Here is a 17693-nt window from a genome sequence, read left to right as displayed (position 1 = left end):
TTTAACTTACAGTTTACGCTAAATAGTTGCATCATATTTGTGGAATCTACCTGCATTTTTTTTCATCCATTGAAAAGGATCTTCAAATTCAGGGTATATTTCAGCAAGAAATCGCCAAAATTGCGGACTGTGATCCATATGTTTCAAATGAGCAATTTCATGAGCAACAACATACTTCAATGCTTCTTCGGGCATTAAAATCAATCGCCAAGAGAAATTTAGGTTTCCAGAAACAGAACAACTCCCCCACCGGCTTTTCTGATCTCGAATAGTCACCCGACCAAATTTCAAACCACTTTTTTTGGAAAATAGCTCAGCTTCTAACAACAGCTTCTTGCGGGCTTCCTGTTTCAACCAATCCCGGACACGTCGCGCCAGATGCTCTTTACGACCAGATACATGTAAACGGTTCGCTTCCTGCCACACAGGCCTGTCGCCATTAGGAGAATGACAAATCAAATGGTCATCTCCTAAAATTGGAATGATCGCCCCAGGCTCAAAAAAGACAGGATCTTCGACGTTTTCCAGTGTCTCTAACACCCAATGCGCTTCCGCTTCAACGAATTTTTGTGCACGGGAAATCGAGACGCCTCTTGGCATCACTAATTCGACACGTCCATTATGCCGAACTTTCAACTTTAATCTTTTTGCGCGAGGGGAGTGAACCAGCCAGACATCAACAGCAGTTTCATTTTTAAGATGCTGAATCTTAAATCGGTCCGGTCTTGAGACGACGGGATTTAGAAAACCTGGCAAAATCAGGAGAAATCCTCCTCTGGCCAGTCAACAATGTGGTCCTCAAGATCACCGGCTTTTCGTTCAGAAATAACTCTTCCACGGGCGGAAATTCCCGCCTCATGAACTGTATCTGCTGATCCAGATACCAAGGGGTGCCACCAAGCCAGCCCCTTTCCTTCAGAAATTCGCCGATAAGCACATGTTTTTGGCATCCAGGCCAAATCTGGAATTTTCTTCGGTGTCAAGGTGACGCAATCCGGAACAAGACGACTACGTTCTGCATAATTCATACAGCGGCAATTTCCAATATCCAGCTGGCGACACGCGACATCTGTATACGCGATTTCAAGCGTATCTTCGTCTTCCAACTTGAGAAGACAACATTTCGCGCAGCCATCACAGAGTGACTCCCACTGCTGCTGTGTCATTTCCTCAAGTGGAACCGTTTCCCAAAAGGGTTTTTCCATCTCAGACCTTTGTCGGTTTTTCCCGTCAGGTCTTACTTATCATGCTTGCGGATGAATTTCGCAATACGCGGCGCAATAAATTTCTGGAATTTGGAGCCGTTAAACACACCATAGTGCCCAACACCTTTCTGCTCATAATGCTCTTTCAAGCCATCTTTCAAATTTACGCAGATATCGTGGGCGGCAACAGTCTGACCAATACCAGAAATGTCATCAAGCTCTCCCTCGACCGTCATCAAGGCAGTTTTCTCGATTGCACCTGTGTCCACAAGGCGATCACCCCGATACATCATCTCGCCTTTTGCAAGACTTTGCTTCTGAAACACAGTTTCAATGGTCTGCAGATAATATTCGGCGCTTAAGTCCATAACCGCATTATATTCTGCATAGAAAGCACGATGCTTGTCAGCACTATCCCCATCACCCTCTACAAGATGCTCGAACTGCTGGATGTGAGCATCCATGTGCCGTTCCAGATTCATGGAGACAAACCCGCCTAACTGCAAAAAGCCCGGATAAACCCGACGGAAAGCACCCGGATACCCGACAGGTACCGAATAAATCACTGTTCTTTCAAACCAGTCGAGAGAATGATCCATGGCAAGTTTGCAGGGAACCGTAGGATGACGACGTGTATCAATCGGGCTTCCCATTAAAGTCATAGAGCGTGGTGTGTTCGGATCTTTATCCTCTGACATCAGCGCTATTGCGGCCAGCACTGGCACACCAGGCTGGCAAACCCCCATAACATGGGTATCAGGGCCCAAAACGCTCATAAATTCACGAAGATAATCAATATAATCATCCAGATCGAACCCTCCCTCGGCCAAAGGCACAGAGGATGCGTCCCGCCAATCAGTGATGTAGATCTCATGATCTGGCAACAGGGTTTCAACTGTTCCGCGGAGCAAGGTCGCAAAGTGACCTGACATGGGAGCAACCATCAGAATTTTGGGATCTTTTCGATCGGTTTCCCGCTTGAAATGTTTCAGTTGGCCAAACGGCAGGCGGTGCACAATCTGTTCCGCCACCGGAACAGTTTTGCCGTCAATAATCGTCTCATGAAGACCAAAAGCCGGCTTCCCATGATACTGGGTTGTTTCAGCAAAAAGGTCGTAAGCGGCAGCCAAAGTGCGGGCTTGAGGAGTTTCCGACAATGGATTGAAAGGGCTTCGCAGGATCTGCGACTGAAACTGCGCGGCCATACGAACAGGTGACAAAGCAAGTCTTTGTAGTTCGTTAAAGTGGTACAACATGGAAGGAACTCCTGCCCCTCAAAGGGGAAAATCTCTAGACAGACGTCAGTCTACGCTTAATTACGCTGCATTGCAACATAACTCCATTTTATACAAAATTTCAGTTAATTATTTGCAACTATTTCCAGTAAAATGCTAAAATACAGGTGATTTTGGATTTTCAATGGAGACGAAAAAAGGATGACCCGCTTAATTGCAGGGCTTTTTCTACTCACATTCTTGACGGTACAAGCACATGCTGCTTCGCTGTTCGGTGAGCATGAAGTCTTTGATGCTGCTATTGAAAATGACGTTGAAGGCGTAGAATCCTATCTTCTTAAAGGGGAAAATGCCAACATCAGGGACAGATCGAAAGTTCCATTGATTACACGGGCAGCAGAATCTGGTTCTGCCGGAGTTGTTGAAAGCCTCATTCACAATGGTGCAAATGTAAATTTGACAGACAAACTGGGAAACTCACCGCTGATGCATGCTGCAGTTCAGGGGTATCCCGATATTGTTGAATTGCTCATAAAAGCAGGCGCCAAGGTTAATGACGAGAATAATCAAGGCGAAACCCCGCTGATTAAGGCTTCTAAGGAAGGTAATCTGGACGTGGTCAAAATCCTGCTCCAATTTGAAGCTGACAGAAACCGGACTGACTTTACGGGCCGGACTGCTCTGGATCACGCAAAAGAAAACCGGCAAAGAAGCATCGAAAAGCTCCTAAGCCGGTAATTTTTTCAAAATCTCTTATCTTACGGAGCTTCTGCGTTCTTCAGTGCATCCTTCAGGCCTTGTGCAGCTGGTGTATCTACGCTACGAAGAATGACAATATTCCGCGCTGTAACTGGTTTCCCATAATAAGCCTCCTGCCAATCATCCTTGGCATCAAGAAGCGAACCTTCAACAGAGGCACCTATAAATAGGCCTGCTGTCTTCGCGAAAGAGAAAACATCCACATCCATGTTCGTGGTAGAGGATGCCCCTACATTTTTTCCAACCGGGCCAACTGCAGCGCTTAGATCACCACCCAGCTTCACCTGATTTTTGATAATTGCATCAAGACCTTTGTCCGTCATGATCAGAAGGACAAGTTCTTTAGCTTCAGCACCAATTTGCAAGCCAACACTGGCCTGACCCATGGTATAAAAAGCTGGCGAACTCCACATTCCCTGATCATTTCGACCCAGCAAAACACCGGTGCCACCTGCTCCACCGACAATGAAACCCGCTTTCAGAAACTGTGGAAATATAACCACACCTTTGGCAACAGCCAGAAGTTTTCTAAACTCTGACATTTCTGTCATATCTTTCATGGCTTCAATGGTCAACTTGGCTTTATCAACAACCTGTTGCTGCTCATTTGCCGCCTGTGCCGACATGATAGGGAGCAGTGTGAGAGCTCCCACGATCAAACCTGCTATAAGTCTTTTCATTTTAACGCCTTTGTCCGTTTATCAGCTAACTGCCGAAAACTGTTCTCTCGCCTGTCCTGGCTCACCTTTAAGTGAGGCCAAACTATTCTACGTGTCTCTTCTAACTTGTATACTGATGTTTCCCAAATAGTCACATCAGCCAACATTTTCGTTGTAATTTCGACTCAATCTCATAAATGTGACCTTATTAAGATACGCTTGTGACAAGATATACAGTTCGGGTTCGGGGTAATTGATTGCTGAAAAAAAGCGAAAGACATAACCACCTGAGGGGAGAGCGCCCTTATCATCATCATAAGGGTCGGTTCCGAAACTTACCCAATCATGATCTCACGCGTCCACGTCGGAAATCCTACGTGTCGTTTATTCTCCGTATGATGCGCTACAGCCGGGAAGTTGTGAATATTCCTGAGGGTCACGTCATCGAACCAGATAAAGCGGCCTTGCATATGCGACAAGCCCACAACAGTCAGGATGATACTTTGACCTGGCTGGGCCAAGCCTGCTTTCTGCTGAGGATTGAAGGAAAAACGATCCTCACTGATCCCTACCTGTCCAGTCATGCCTCTCCAACTCGTATTGCGGGACCTAAACGCTTTGTGAGCTCTGGGATCAGGCTAAACGATTTACCAGATATTGATTATCTAGTTTTATCTCATAATCATTATGATCATCTAGACAGCCGGACAATCCAGAAGTTACGCCATCAAGAGAACATGACAGTCATTGTTCCTCTCAATCTTGGTCGTTACTTCCATCGGCGGGGATTTAAGAATGTTGTGGAGATGGACTGGTGGGATGAATTTCATTTAGAAGATTTGAAAATTACGGCTCTTCCTTCGCAGCACTGGTCAAAACGTACCCCATTTGACCGAAATAAAAGTTTATGGGCCTCATTTGCGTTTCACGGCAGCCAGAACCGGGTCTTTTTTACAGGAGACACAGGATATGGCCCACTCTTTCAAGAAATTGGCGAAAAATATGGTCCTTTTGACTACACCCTTGTTGGAATTGGAGCTTATGAGCCTCGAGAAATTATGAAGGCCCATCACACCAATCCGGAAGAGGCTGTTCAGATTGGAAAGGATGTCAGAAGTAAACATCTTGTGGGCATGCATTGGGGCACGGTCAGGCTCACCGATGAACCTCTCTTCGAACCGCCAGGACGTTTCTTGCAAGCCGCTGAAAAAGAAGGCTATGATGCTGATAAAACTTGGATCATGAGCATCGGAGAGAGTCGAATACTCAGTCCTACTGAGGGCTGACCGACCGAATTATACAACATGTCAGTATCAACACCGCTGGAAGATCAGGCAGAGCAAAAAACTCTACTGACAGCATCCGGAGGCGTTCGCCTTCAATCTCTGGTCTATATTCGCTGGCTAGCTATCTTAGGGCAGGCATTTGCAATTTTCTTGGTCCATGTAGGTCTGGGCTATGAGCTACCAATTGTCCCAGCCTCGCTACTCGTTAGTGCAAGTGCCATTTTAAATGTTCTTGTTTCCATAAATTCCCGTCCAGCAACCCGACTATCTGATAGAGGGGCAATCCTTTATCTCTTTTACGATGCTCTGCAATTGACGGGTCTTTTATACCTGACAGGGGGCCTTACAAACCCGTTCTCACTTCTCTTTCTGGTTCCAGTTACAATTTCAGCGACAAACCTATCCTTTAAGGGAACTATTTTTCTTGGTTTGACGACAATCGTTGCAATTTCAGTTCTGGCCCTTTTTCATGAACCCCTTCCCCTGCCGCCTGGCGAAATTATCCTTTCGGACACATATATACTGGCTATTTGGTCAGCACTCATTCTGGGAACGCTGTTCCTGACAACCTATGCCTGGCGAATATCCTCTGATAGCCGGCGAATGACTGAAGCACTAACAGCTGCCCGTTTCGCGCTGGCCCGCGAACAGCAACTCTCCGCTATTGGCGGAATTGCGGCTGCGGCGGCCCATGAGCTTGGAACACCACTCAATACAATCCTGTTGGTATCGGAAGAATTATCTAAAGACCTGCCAGAAGGTAGCGACCAGGCAGAAGATGCAAAACTCCTTCACACCCAAGCAAAAAAATGTGCAGAAGTTCTAGAGCAACTCTCGACAAAACCGGATACAAACCGCTTCTTGCAAACCGACGCCTATCATAACTATCTGCCCCTGCAGAGCTTGATTGAGCTGGTAGCAGAACGTTTAAAGGACAATGGCACCGAAATCCAAATCAATGTGCACGGTGATACGGCAGAACAGCCAAAACTGTACGCGACCCCGGAACTGCTTTATGGACTGGGCAATCTGGTCAGTAATGCTGCAGAATTTGCGCGAAAACTTGTCACAATTAAGCTCGAATGGTCTGACAAGCAGGTTGAGATCACTATTCAGGATGATGGACCTGGCTTTAGCGATGAAATCCTAAACCAACTGGGAGAGCCCTACACCTCGAGCCGCAGCGGCCATGGTGGAATGGGGTTAGGTGTGTTCATATCCGACATGCTGATCACCCACTCCGGCGGGCATCTGAATATAGGCAATGCTAAATCTGGGGGGGCGCGTGTGATCATTACCTGGCCCCGCAGTCGTCTTGAAAAGGCTAATCCCTACCTATAGATTGCATTTATGAGGCGTTTATATGCTAGATTGATGCGGAAAAGCGATCTGGCGCTCTATGGAGTTCTGATGTGATGGAAGAAAACCGCCTGCTGATTGTCGATGATGACGAGATCTTTCTCAATCGTCTGGGTCGGTCACTTGAAAAAAAGGGTTTTACAACGACCCTGGCCAATAGTGTTGAGGAAGGGCGCCGTCTAACGGCTTCTGTAAACCCACAGTTCGCTGTAGTTGATCTACGGCTTGAAGATGGAAATGGCCTGGAAATTGTGGAAGCCATCCGAAAGGTCAATCCGGAAGCTCAAATCGTGATGTTGACTGGTTACGGTAATATTGCCTCTGCGGTGGCAGCAGTTAAAGCTGGTGCCATTGATTACCTGGCAAAACCGGCCAATGTGGATGACATCGTGAACGCCCTTTACGCCCGCAAAGGGGAAAAACCAGAACCACCTGAAAACCCCATGTCCGCTGATCGGGTTCGCTGGGAACATATCCAGCGCGTATACGAGCTTTGCGACCGGAACATCTCCGAAACGGCGCGGCGGCTTAACATGCATCGCCGAACCTTACAGAGGATCATGGCCAAGAGATCTCCTCAATAATGAGCACCGATCAAACCAATCATGAGCTGATATGCGCGGACGCAACAGAAAAACTTTCAGAACTGGCAGATGAGTCAATTGATCTGATTGTTGCGGATCCCCCCTATAACCTCGGTAAAAATTACGGAAATAATGTGGACCTGAAGGAGCGGGAAGACTACCACAGCTTCACAAATACGTGGCTGAAGGAAGCCAAACGGATCCTGAAACCCAATGGCTCACTTTTCTGCTTCATGGGCGTTAAATATATCGCTCGGCTATATGTAACGCTTGAAGAAGACCTGACAATGGTGCCGCAAGGGTGGATCACATGGCACTATACACAAGGAATGGGCCGAAAACGTGGGTTTTCTCCTCGTCATGAGGATATCCTCTGGTTTTCTAAAAATTTGGATGCGACGTTTAACCTGGATGACGTTCGAATTCCCCAAAAATATTACCGAAAGCGCAATAATATGCAGGGAGCCAACCCCGGGGATGTCTGGCAATTCAGTCACGTCCATTATTGTGCGGCGGAGCGTCAACCACATCCAACGCAAAAACCAGAGGCTCTGATTGAACGCATTATTGCTGCGGCATCAAGCCCAGGGGATCTGGTTCTTGATCCCTTCCTTGGAAGCGGAACCACATCCCGCGTTGCTCAAGTCCTTGGCAGGAACTCTATTGGGATGGATATCAATCCAGACTATATCGAAATGGCAAAGGCGAGGCTCGCAGAACCCTTTCAAGGGTTTGACAGCGTGGATCCCAGAAAAGATCGGGCACCCAAAGATCTACCCAGCGCCAAAACTGAACCCGTCTAAAAGCTTCATTTCGCAAATTTGCGAAACCGCCCAATGAGACCAAGAACTAAAAGCCCAGCTGCATAAAGGGGAAGCGCTGCAGGAAGCGGTACAGCAGACACCCGTAAATTTGCAAATTCAAACGAGTTGTTCTGAGAGTAGAATTCAATCCTATTAAAAGGCTGTGTAAAGATCGTGATCTGAACAAATCCTGTTTTCTCTGGTGCCCCATTTTTAAGAAGTAAATCGCTGTTCAAAACATATACCGGTTCATCTCCCTGGAAAAACCTTACCTGCTGCTTCTCATCAACAGAACCCCACAAAAAAGAAACACTCGAATACAAATCACTAAACTCGTATGCCGCCGAAGCCCCTTTGCCGACAGCTGTATATTCCGGACCCAAGCCACCCTCCCAATAAGCTGTTTCAAACCAAGGGGACAGAAACTTGGAGTCCACTCCATCTGTCACTGTTATTCGCTCACGAACTTGACCACCATCTTGTCCATCCTTAATCGATGATGCCTGCAGCATGTCTATCGGTTTTGGTAGAGTCGTGCTGAAGTCAAACGTTGCAGACACAGCCGGTCTTGCAAGTATCACGCCCAGACCTGCAACACAAAGTCCCAACTTCAATATGCTTTTGATCATTTTCAAGCCCTCCAGCCTTTCCTTCAAAGACCGCTGGCTGAAAAAATTGTGATCAAAATTTTTGTGTCAGAAAAAGACAAAGAAAAAGGCGGTCGAAACCGACCGCCTTATAATCGAAATAGCTGGTAAACAGATTTTACGACTTACGCTACTTTCTACAATTTACGCTACTCTGTTACGCAGGTAAAAAATCTTACCTTTTTACGCGACGCATACGCCCAACCCAGCCAAGTACCAGGATGCCAGCTGCGTAAAGTGGAAGAGCAGCAGGAAGCGGTACAGCCGATACGCTGAGGTTGGCAATTTCAAATGAATTGTTCGGTGACATGAACTTAATTGTATCGAAGGCAGCCGCCAGGATAGCAATCTGCACAAAGCCATCGCCTTCTGTGGCGCCAGCATCCAAAACATCATTACTGTTCAGGAAATCAACTGCAGTATCACCCAGGAAGAAGCCAATCATTTGGTTCGCATCAACAGATCCCCACAGGAAGCTTACGTTCGTGTAGGTTTCGGAGAACTCGTAAACCGCTGTTGAGTTACGACGAACAGCTGTAAATTCTTCGTCTGGAGTAGATGTATTATCCCATGGTGACTTGTAGAAAGAATCCACAAGGTCAGATCCAACAAGATTTTCTTGAACTGTACCAGACGCCGATGTGTAGGAAATCATCGGCGTAATTGTTGTTGGCTCATTGAAATCCAAGCTGAATGTAGCAGCTCGGGTCGATTGAGCACTCAAGACTGTCAGTAGGAAAATACCGATAATTACTTTAAATACGCTATTCATCATTTTTTAACCATCCCGTCCTTCCAAAGGAGACTTTCTGGAGAGACTTGTTGATACGCGACTTAACATTTGAGGCAAGTATCTCTCTCCCGTCTTTAGTCGCAAGCCAAAAATTTTGGTTCAATTTTCGGCAAAGTTTATTTATTCACGTAAAATATTGATTTTTAAGGATAATATTGAAAATAGCTGTAAAATATCTGCAAAAACTGACTTATTAATAGAGTTAAATACGGCTATGAAGGGATTCAAATATACCTCATTTGAGGTATGAGAAAAAAATGAGAAATTGCGAATCAGTTTTTGCGAAAATTTGACTAAAATTATAAACACTTAAATCTTAAAACTGTTTTAAAGAGTTGGACTTATAAAGATTTCATAGCAAACTGGGGCTGTATGAGGGGTGGGCATGAAAGTCCTGTTTTTACATAATAATTTTCCAGCACAATATCGACATGTCGCTCGTGCACTTGCACGCGATAAGTCCAATCAGGTTGTTTTCGCATCCCACAGGGCTGTCGAGCGCATTCCAGGAGTTGCCAATCTAGTCTACAAGCCCCATCGGCAAACCCGAAAAGAAACCCACCACTATTTAAGATCAACAGAAACTGCCGTCATTAACGGTCAGTCTCTGTTTCGCGCCGCATTAGAGTTGAAGCAGAAAGGGTTTATTCCTGATATTGTTTGTGCCCATTCTGGATGGGGACCTTCTTTATATATAAAAGACGTTTTTCCCAATTGTCGCCTATTGAGCTATTTCGAATGGTATTATCACGCCTTGGGAAGCGATGCAGATTTCTTGAAAGAAGCGAAAATCAGTTTCGATGATCAATCTCGGATCCGCACCAAAAACCTGCCTGTCTTAATGGATCTTGCCCATTGTGACTGGGGGCAGGTCCCAACACGGTTCCAACAGTCCCAGTTTCCGGATGTCTTTAAATCAAAAATGTCCGTTCTGCATGATGGCGTTGATACGGACTATTTTAAGCCCGATCCTAACGCCAGGTTAAAACTGGAAAAACTTAACCTGTCAGAGGCTGACGAAATCCTGACATACGCCACGCGGGGTATGGAGCCCTATCGAGGGTTTCCAGAATTTATGCGGGCAGCTGCACGCCTTATGAAAGAGCGCCCAAACCTTCAGGTTGTCGTTGTCGGTGAAGATCGGGTTGCTTATGGCAAAAAACTCCCAGAAGGGGAGAGCTACAAAAAAAGAATGCTTGAAGAACTCGATTTTGATGAAAGCCGTCTGCATTTCACAGGTCTTCTGCCCTACAAGGATTATGTAAAAGTTCTTCAAGCCTCAACGGTTCAAGCCTATCTAACTGTCCCCTTTGTCCTTTCCTGGTCACTAATTGAGTCCCTTTCCTGCGGAGCGTTGGTTGTGGCTTCTGATACAGCACCAGTTCGAGAAGTAATAAAAGATGGCCAAAACGGCTATCTTACTGACTTTTTTGATGTAGATGCGCTGGCAGACCGAATTTCCTATGCGCTTGATCATCAAAAAGAGCTTGAAGGCATTCGAAAAGCAGCTCGAGAAACGGTCGTTCAAAACTATGCACTGAAAGACCTGCTGCCTCGGCAAGTGCGCTTGATCCAGGATGTCGCAAACGGTATCCTTCCACCCAAAGAAGGTATTCTTGTCGAATAACAAGGTCTCAATCGACAACAGTTGGTTTACAGAAGGCCTCTTATTCCGGTAATACCTGTCAAACCGTCCTTTCGAACAAGGAAACTCCTGTTTTGGATCCAAAAACCTATTTTGACACTGAATTGCAAGATCATGCTGAAGTGTTAGCGGCAACCCGAGAGACCCTGCTAACCCCGTTTTTGAAAATGCTGGATGTGTGGTCTGACTGTGTCACAAATGGGGGTAAAATCCTCTTTTTTGGCAATGGTGGTAGTGCTGCGGATGCACAGCATCTTGCGGCGGAATTGGTTGTCCGCTTTATCGATGATCGCGCCCCGATAGCTGCTATTGCCCTTAATACAGATACGTCCGCCTTAACAGCAGGTGCTAACGACTTTGGATATGATGATGTCTTTGCCCGGCAAGTTGAAGCGCTTGGCAAGCCTGGTGATGTGGTGGTGGGGATCAGTACTTCCGGAACAAGCCCCAATGTCGTGAAGGCCCTGGAAATGGCCAAATCAAAAGGTCTTATTGCAACCGCTCTAACCGGAAGAGACGGCGGTGTTATGAAAGATCTGGCTGATCCGGTGTTGATCGTGCCCGCAAACTCAACCCGCCGCATTCAGGAAATGCATATCACTTTAGGACACATGCTTTGCGGTGCGTTAGAGCAACGCCTCAAGCTGGTATAAAAGGCTATTTAATGAACCCGAATTCACTTAACGCCTTACTGGACAGGTTTTCTGACATTCATGTTCTGTGTATCGGTGATGTCATGCTGGATCGGTTTGTTTACGGCTCCGCCTCACGAATTTCGCCGGAAGCCCCCATTCCAGTGATCAGCATCTCCCACCAGCAAGCCATGCTTGGAGGTGCTGGAAACGTGGTTAGAAACATTCTCTCCCTCGGTGGAAAGGCGACCCTCGTTGCACTCATCGGGGAGGATAGCGAAGGTGGTGAGGTCGAGAAGCTACTAGCTGCTGAACCAAACCTGACTTCAGCGCTTGTCAATTCAGGTCGGCGGCCAACCACAGTAAAGACCCGCTTTATTGCAGACAGTCAGCAGCTTCTTCGGGCTGATGCTGAGGTAAATCATGATGTGGCTTCAGACACAGCTGCCAAATTAATAAAGAATTTCAAAAACGCTCTGCATGAAGCAAATGTTGTTATTCTTTCAGATTATGCGAAAGGTGTTCTTAACGACGAAGTATTGAAAACCGTTATAGACCTTGCACGTGCAGCAAATATTCCTGTAATCGCAGATCCAAAATCTACGGATTTCTCCCGGTATGAAGGGGTAACCCTACTAACCCCTAACCGCAAGGAAATGAGCGCGGCTGCAGGGTCCCCATGCGAGACAGATCGCGAAGTAGAAGAAGCTGCCCTTAAGATTTTTAAAGACACCCAGATTGACGGACTGCTCATAACCCGTTCCGAAGCCGGAATGAGTTTGGCAACCCGAACTGAATTTCATCATGTACCGGCACAAGCCAGAGAGGTCTTTGACGTTTCAGGAGCAGGAGACAGTGTCATTGCCTGTCTTTCCTTGGCTATTGGAGCAGGGGGCGAAGCCAAAGACGCAACCTTCCTTGCCAATCTAGCTGGCAGCATCGTTGTTGCTAAAACAGGAACTGCTGCGGTTAAAAAGGATGAAATGATCGCAGCCCTCCATAATGTTGAAATCCAGAGCGCAGATACAAAAATCACTTCACTCGGCGAGGCAAGATCAATTGTTGATGGTTGGCGTGCTAGGGGCCTTAAAGTAGGTTTTACCAACGGCTGTTTCGATCTGGTTCACCCTGGACACATCTCCCTAATCCGGCAAGCCAGAGCGGAATGTGATCGGTTAATCGTTGGCTTGAATACAGATGAGAGTATCAAGCGCTTAAAAGGTCCTGACCGACCTGTCACCAACGAAACCTCAAGAGCTATTGTTCTGGCCAGCCTTGAAGATGTATCGCTTGTGGTACCATTTGCAGAAGATACACCCATCAACCTTATTCAAAACCTGGAACCGGATGTTTTGGTAAAAGGGGCTGACTATACAATTGAAACCGTAGTTGGTGCAGATATTGTACAGGCTTACGGAGGCAGAGTTTTCCTTGCTGAACTGAAAGAAGGTTACAGCACGACCCGCACCATACAAAAACTTCTGGATATGGACAAAACAACCCATGACTAGTTCTTCACGGCGTATTCTGGTAACCGGCGGAGCAGGCTTTATAGGCTCCAATATAGTTGCAGCCCTTTCCGATAGAGGGGATGAGGTTATCGTCTGTGATTGGCTGGAAACTGAGGATAAATGGAAAAATCTGGCCAAGCATGTGGTAACCGATTTTGTCGATCCTGACGATCTGGAAGCTTGGCTTAAAAAATCAGACAAGCTTGATGCCGTCATCCATATGGGGGCTATTTCCGCCACAACGGAAACAGACGGGGATTTAATCCTGAAACGGAATTTTCGGCCAACTCGGCTATTATGGGATTGGTGCACGGCCCATAAGATCAGCTTTATATATGCGTCTTCCGCCGCCACTTATGGGGATGGCAATTGTGGATTTGATGATGATCAGTCAAGCGATGCACTAGCTAATCTGCAGCCTTTGAACCTCTATGGCTATAGCAAACATGCCTTCGACAAGTTTGTGGCACAGGTAGAGGCTAAATCTGGACCGACACCACCACAGTGGGCGGGCTTGAAGTTCTTCAATGTTTATGGCCCCAACGAATACCACAAGGGCAATATGAAAAGTGTAATTGCCCAAGCCTATCCCAAAGTTGCGAAAGGAGAGCCTGTAACTCTCTTTAAATCCCATCATCCGGATTATGAAGATGGGGGGCAACTTCGAGATTTTGTCTATGTAAAAGACTGCGTAAAAGTCATCCTATGGCTTTTGGAAACACCTTCGGTTAGTGGTCTTTTCAACTTGGGAACAGGAAGCGCAAGAAGCTTCAAAGATCTTGCCCTTGCAACCTATAAGGCCGCAGGAAAAGATCCAAATATCCAGTATATCGACACGCCTGTTAGCATTCGGGACAAATATCAGTATTTCACTGAAGCCAACATGCAAAAACTCCGGGCTGCCGGTTATGGCGGCAATTTTTATTCACTCGAAGATGGGATCGCTGACTATGTCCAAAGCTATCTGGCCAAGGAAGACCCCTATCTCTAACCGCTCCTGAAATTGTGAACAAACGTCACTTCTAATCCGCCAATAGATTTATAAGTCTATAGAAGCAGGTATCTTATTGAGAAGTTTTGGCACCGTGACGCAACTTTTAAAATTTCTACTATTTATCATCCTATTAGGGTTATTTCCCCTATTGGCTAAAGCTGCACCGGAAGCCAAACTTCATAATGCTCATTGGATTAGTAATAACATAAGTAATAACATTCATATTGACCATTCAGGGCTCACAAAACTCCTCAGAACATATAGAACTATGGGGAAAGATGGGGTTGCCCGGTTTGCCTATGATCAAGTTACTGAAGACGACAAACAAAACTTAGCCAATTACCTCGAAAGCTTGCAGCAAGTTAAAGTCTCAAAACTGGATCGAGACCAGCAATTTGCATTTTGGGTCAACCTCTATAACAGCCTCACCCTTAAGGTCGTACTGGACTACTTTCCAGTGAACACAATCCGGGAGATTAATATCTCTCCCGGCTTTCTCTCCACGGGTCCATGGGGCGCCAAACTGATCACAATTGAAGGGTTCGACTTATCACTGGATGATATTGAGCACGGTATCCTTAGGCCTATCTGGAAGGACCCCCGAATTCATTATGTTGTCAACTGTGCCTCTCTCGGGTGTCCGAACTTACCCGCGACCGCTATTGATCCAAAAAAATTGGATGAAACCTTAGACCAAGCAGCATCAGATTTCATCAATCACCCCCGTGCTGTTCGTATTGTTGATGGGGACGTAATTGTCTCCAGCATCTATTCTTGGTTCAGCGAAGACTTTGGCAACTCAGATCAGTCGATCCTTAACCACATGATAAAATACGCAAAAGAGCCTCTAAAAACTCAATTATCCAGCCGGAACACCATTTCTGATCACAGCTATGGCTGGCAGCTCAACAAGTAACGAAAACGACTGCCAATCTACCTAAGCTTCAATCTCCTGTTGACTACTCAACACTCTTACTCCTATTCTCAAATAAGAACATAAGGAGAACAAAATGGTTTCAGGAAGCTGTTGTTGTGGCGCTGTGAAGTTTGAACTAAGCGAACCACCCTCACTTGTCGGTACATGTCATTGCAGTCGCTGCCGAAAAGTTGGCGCTAGTACTATCGCTTTTGTTAAGCGTAAAGACTTCAAACTGCTTCAGGGAAAAGATAATATTTCCCAATACGTGCCGGAAGAAGGATATAAATACACAAGATCCTTTTGCAAAACTTGTGGATCGTCTCTTGGAGAGATTGGTTCTGAGGAGGACAGTTTTCCAATTCCGGCTAATCTGCTTGATGGCGATATTGAATTAACGGTCCAGTTTCATGAGTTTGTGCGTGAGAAACCATCCTGGTATGAGATTTCAGATGGGGCGAAACAGTTCGCAGGTCATCCAGAGCTAGACTAGAACAACAGTTCCGGCTTGGAACTTTGAGAAAGGCGTAAAGCTGCTTGCCGGGCAAACCGCAAGGTAACATTCCGACGGCGACTAGCGTTCAGCTTAAAATCCTGACTGGGACGAATGATTTCCCCGTGAAATTCATCTGCAATTATCAGACCCTGATCTTCTGGAAGTAGATCTGTCGGGAAAGTTTCATCCACAGCGAAATAATACCCATCGCAAAAGTCCAAATACTCCATCCATTTGGAATCACTGCGAAAATCGGCAGCGCCGCTTTTGACTTCCGCAATCAGGATATGACCTTTGTCGTTTATTCCCATGACGTCAACGCGCCTGCGAATTCGAAGTTTGACCTCTGTCATCACGGCATAGCCCATGGCCTCAAACAAGGTTTGTACGCCTCGAGCGAGCCGGATACCTTTATCTGAACGCTCAACTGTCATGATCGAACAGGGGTAGAACTTTTCAAATATTCCAGCATTTCCCCAAGTCGGGGCTCTGAAAGGTTACGGATTTCCCTGGCCAACAGGTTAGCGTACTCAGTGGCGGTAGGGGAAAGTCCACTTGTGTCCAGGGTTACTTTAGGGTGGGACAGGGCTGCCAGCCGATGAAGATCTTCCGCCTCGTCCCAAATAATATTGAAATAAGAACAAATCTGTTCAACAAGAGACCAGGAAGGCTGTCCCCGATGTCCATGTTCCAGCGCTGAAAGATATGCAGAACTGATCTGTAAGTCTTCTGCCATCTTTTTTAGGGACACATTCTGTGCCTCGCGCAAGGCTCTGACCCGAACGCCGAAGGGTGTCATCCTAACTACTCCCCGATTGCCTGTTTCGTCTTAACAATACATAAAAAGCACCACCGCCACCATGGCGGGGTTGGGCTGGGCGAACATCCAGAATATATCTGGCCAGATCCGGCTCTTTCAGCCATCTGGGAAACTCCTGTCGAAGCACACCTTTACGATTTCCACCCATATAATCCGCATCGTCAGTCTGGCGAAGAGAAGACCCTTTTCCGGTTATCACCAAAACACATCTTTTACCCTGCCGATGGGAGCTATGAAGGAAAAATTTCAGCCGGCTATGAGCCTCTTTTCGGGTATGACCATGTAGATCAATCCGACCTTCAATCTCCATCCTACCACGGCGAAGGCGCTCAGAGGTGTTGCGATCAATGCCATCTACCGTTTTGCGTGCACTATGACCTTCAAGCGCCTCTTCAAGGCCTCTGTAAAGGGCAGTGCTGGCCTTTCCACCAGAGCCCAATCGCTTTTTTAATAGCTTCTGAACCTCTTTTTCACCGGCTTTTTTGGCTCCTGCCACTTTTTTTGGAACTGCCGTCGTAGATTTTAGCTCATCTTCAAAGGGGGTATATCGATTGCTGGAAATAGGTTGAATCTCACCGGTCACATGCTGCCAAAGTTTTTGGTCTTCAGATGACAAAGACTTGCTTCTATCTCGTCTGCTGCCTGATCCCGATCCAGATATTTTACCCTTTCGCGCCATCACCCACCAATATCACATGCAGACTTTTTGGACCATGAGCACCCATAATCAAGGTTTGCTCAATATCCGCAGTTCGTGACGGACCCGAAATAAAATTCACAGTGCGAGGCATTCCTTTGTCCGCAGTTTTCTCCCGAAGTAGATCCCAAGCCTCCTCGTAAGAGCCCCGCATTCTGGAGATATCCAAGACGACAATATGGTTTTCCGGCAGAAAATTCACGGTTGAGGGTGTATCCGGACCTGATGCCATCATCAAGGTTCCACTTTCTGCGATCGCTGCAAAGGCTGGGGAGAGACCAACTTCATCCTCCTCAGCACCAGCCCCTTCAATCAGCTCCAGGTTCGGTGTTTTAGACCAGTCCAGACCTGAAACTTCTTTGGATGGGGTAACCTTGATCCGTCCTGGCAGGTTTCGCCCTTTCAGGTAATCACGGATCTTTTCCGGAATTTCAGAGGGGTCTTTCACACGATCGACAGTTGCCTGTAAGCCTTCAATTTTCTCGACAAAAAGGGAGATCTGATCTTCCAACGGGATTTGTCCACGTTTAGGGATCAGATTTTTCTGATGGCTTTTTATACGGGTTTCCAGAAGGTTCTTTTCATCAGCTGAAAGGCTATCCCGGTTTTTCTGGGCGCGGATCCGGCCAAGGATTTTTGTTCTTGCATCCAT

General features: G+C 46.6%; 21 protein-coding genes. 11 read left to right on the top strand and 10 right to left on the bottom strand.

The annotated features are described in order from the left end of the window. Positions 1-18 precede the first annotated feature (18 nt). The 3 genes from HH301_RS03270 to HH301_RS03260 are packed head-to-tail and all read right to left on the bottom strand — an operon-like array spanning position 19 to position 2461. On the bottom strand, positions 19-756 hold the full coding sequence (locus HH301_RS03270) for a M48 family metallopeptidase (protein ID WP_169566638.1): 738 nt from the start codon (positions 754-756) through the stop codon (positions 19-21). 2 nt (positions 757-758) lie between these two features. After that, the gene (locus HH301_RS03265; RefSeq protein WP_169566637.1) at positions 759-1205 is read right to left on the bottom strand and encodes a YcgN family cysteine cluster protein; all 447 of its coding nucleotides are present in this window, start codon (positions 1203-1205) and stop codon (positions 759-761) included. A gap of 32 nt (positions 1206-1237) precedes the next feature. Further along, on the bottom strand, positions 1238-2461 hold the full coding sequence (locus tag HH301_RS03260) for a polyhydroxyalkanoate depolymerase (protein ID WP_169566636.1): 1224 nt from the start codon (positions 2459-2461) through the stop codon (positions 1238-1240). Between the two features lie 180 nt (positions 2462-2641). On the opposite strand from HH301_RS03260, the gene HH301_RS03255 reads away from it, so the two are divergent. Beyond that, on the top strand, positions 2642-3178 hold the full coding sequence (locus HH301_RS03255; protein WP_169566635.1) for an ankyrin repeat domain-containing protein: 537 nt from the start codon (positions 2642-2644) through the stop codon (positions 3176-3178). Positions 3179-3198: 20 nt separating this feature from the next. On the opposite strand, the gene HH301_RS03250 is transcribed toward HH301_RS03255, so the two are convergent. Next, positions 3199-3879, bottom strand: a complete 681-nt coding sequence (locus tag HH301_RS03250) for a lipid-binding SYLF domain-containing protein (RefSeq protein ID WP_169566634.1) — start codon at positions 3877-3879, stop codon at positions 3199-3201. Between the two features lie 236 nt (positions 3880-4115). Here HH301_RS03250 and HH301_RS03245 point away from each other — a divergent pair, with 236 nt between their 5' ends. The 4 genes from HH301_RS03245 to HH301_RS03230 all read left to right on the top strand — a co-directional run bounded on the left by HH301_RS03245 (position 4116) and on the right by HH301_RS03230 (position 7890). Further along, positions 4116-5144 (top strand): MBL fold metallo-hydrolase, encoded by a 1029-nt coding sequence (locus tag HH301_RS03245; protein WP_169566633.1) that lies wholly within the window; start codon positions 4116-4118, stop codon positions 5142-5144. Between the two features lie 18 nt (positions 5145-5162). Continuing rightward, complete coding sequence (locus HH301_RS03240) at positions 5163-6485, top strand: ActS/PrrB/RegB family redox-sensitive histidine kinase (protein ID WP_169566632.1); 1323 nt, start codon at positions 5163-5165, stop codon at positions 6483-6485. A 74-nt stretch (positions 6486-6559) separates the two neighbouring features. Continuing rightward, on the top strand, positions 6560-7087 hold the full coding sequence (locus tag HH301_RS03235; RefSeq protein WP_169569473.1) for an ActR/PrrA/RegA family redox response regulator transcription factor: 528 nt from the start codon (positions 6560-6562) through the stop codon (positions 7085-7087). Continuing rightward, positions 7087-7890, top strand: coding sequence for a DNA-methyltransferase (locus HH301_RS03230; RefSeq protein WP_169566631.1), 804 nt, complete (start codon positions 7087-7089; stop codon positions 7888-7890). Before HH301_RS03235 ends, HH301_RS03230 begins: the two co-directional genes overlap by 1 nt. A 5-nt stretch (positions 7891-7895) precedes the next feature. Here HH301_RS03230 and HH301_RS03225 read toward each other — a convergent pair whose 3' ends face one another. Beyond that, on the bottom strand, positions 7896-8519 hold the full coding sequence (locus tag HH301_RS03225; RefSeq protein WP_169566630.1) for a VPLPA-CTERM sorting domain-containing protein: 624 nt from the start codon (positions 8517-8519) through the stop codon (positions 7896-7898). 193 nt (positions 8520-8712) lie between these two features. Continuing rightward, positions 8713-9312 carry a VPLPA-CTERM sorting domain-containing protein gene (locus HH301_RS03220; RefSeq protein ID WP_169566629.1) on the bottom strand — a complete coding sequence of 200 codons (600 nt, stop codon included), beginning with the start codon at positions 9310-9312 and terminating at the stop codon, positions 8713-8715. Between the two features lie 403 nt (positions 9313-9715). Between HH301_RS03220 and HH301_RS03215 the strand changes: the two genes are divergently transcribed. The 6 genes from HH301_RS03215 (at position 9716) to HH301_RS03190 (ending at position 15521) form a co-directional block, all read left to right on the top strand. Continuing rightward, entirely contained in the window at positions 9716-10957 is a 1242-nt protein-coding gene (locus HH301_RS03215; RefSeq protein ID WP_169566628.1) for a glycosyltransferase family 4 protein, read from the top strand. A 92-nt stretch (positions 10958-11049) separates the two neighbouring features. Continuing rightward, a complete protein-coding gene (locus HH301_RS03210) occupies positions 11050-11628 on the top strand; it encodes a D-sedoheptulose 7-phosphate isomerase (RefSeq protein WP_169566627.1) in 579 nt (192 codons plus the stop codon). A gap of 11 nt (positions 11629-11639) precedes the next feature. After that, entirely contained in the window at positions 11640-13118 is a 1479-nt protein-coding gene (gene rfaE1, locus HH301_RS03205) for a D-glycero-beta-D-manno-heptose-7-phosphate kinase (protein ID WP_169566626.1), read from the top strand. Beyond that, on the top strand, positions 13111-14109 hold the full coding sequence (rfaD, locus tag HH301_RS03200) for an ADP-glyceromanno-heptose 6-epimerase (RefSeq protein WP_169566625.1): 999 nt from the start codon (positions 13111-13113) through the stop codon (positions 14107-14109). Before rfaE1 ends, rfaD begins: the two co-directional genes overlap by 8 nt. A 271-nt stretch (positions 14110-14380) precedes the next feature. After that, positions 14381-15028, top strand: a complete 648-nt coding sequence (locus tag HH301_RS03195; RefSeq protein WP_169566624.1) for a DUF547 domain-containing protein — start codon at positions 14381-14383, stop codon at positions 15026-15028. Between the two features lie 94 nt (positions 15029-15122). Continuing rightward, positions 15123-15521, top strand: coding sequence for a GFA family protein (locus HH301_RS03190; RefSeq protein ID WP_169566623.1), 399 nt, complete (start codon positions 15123-15125; stop codon positions 15519-15521). Here the strand turns inward: HH301_RS03190 and HH301_RS03185 are convergent. From HH301_RS03185 to HH301_RS03170, 4 genes are read right to left on the bottom strand one after another with little or no spacing between them, the layout of a single operon-like run. After that, positions 15518-15958 carry an MmcB family DNA repair protein gene (locus tag HH301_RS03185; protein ID WP_169566622.1) on the bottom strand — a complete coding sequence of 147 codons (441 nt, stop codon included), beginning with the start codon at positions 15956-15958 and terminating at the stop codon, positions 15518-15520. The two genes, HH301_RS03190 and HH301_RS03185, sit on opposite strands and share 4 nt — an antisense overlap. After that, a complete protein-coding gene (locus tag HH301_RS03180; RefSeq protein ID WP_169566621.1) occupies positions 15955-16323 on the bottom strand; it encodes a helix-turn-helix domain-containing protein in 369 nt (122 codons plus the stop codon). The genes HH301_RS03185 and HH301_RS03180 overlap by 4 nt, the downstream gene beginning before the upstream one ends. Before the next feature lies 1 nt (position 16324). Further along, on the bottom strand, positions 16325-16960 hold the full coding sequence (locus HH301_RS03175) for a Smr/MutS family protein (RefSeq protein ID WP_169566620.1): 636 nt from the start codon (positions 16958-16960) through the stop codon (positions 16325-16327). A 46-nt stretch (positions 16961-17006) separates the two neighbouring features. Beyond that, entirely contained in the window at positions 17007-17693 is a 687-nt protein-coding gene (locus HH301_RS03170) for a LutC/YkgG family protein (protein WP_169566619.1), read from the bottom strand.

This window comes from Sneathiella limimaris, assembly GCF_012932565.1.
GTDB classification, from domain to species: Bacteria; Pseudomonadota; Alphaproteobacteria; order Sneathiellales; family Sneathiellaceae; genus Sneathiella; species Sneathiella limimaris.
The sequence above is the reverse complement of the archived record's forward strand: the minus strand, read 5'-3'. Positions and strand labels throughout refer to the sequence as shown.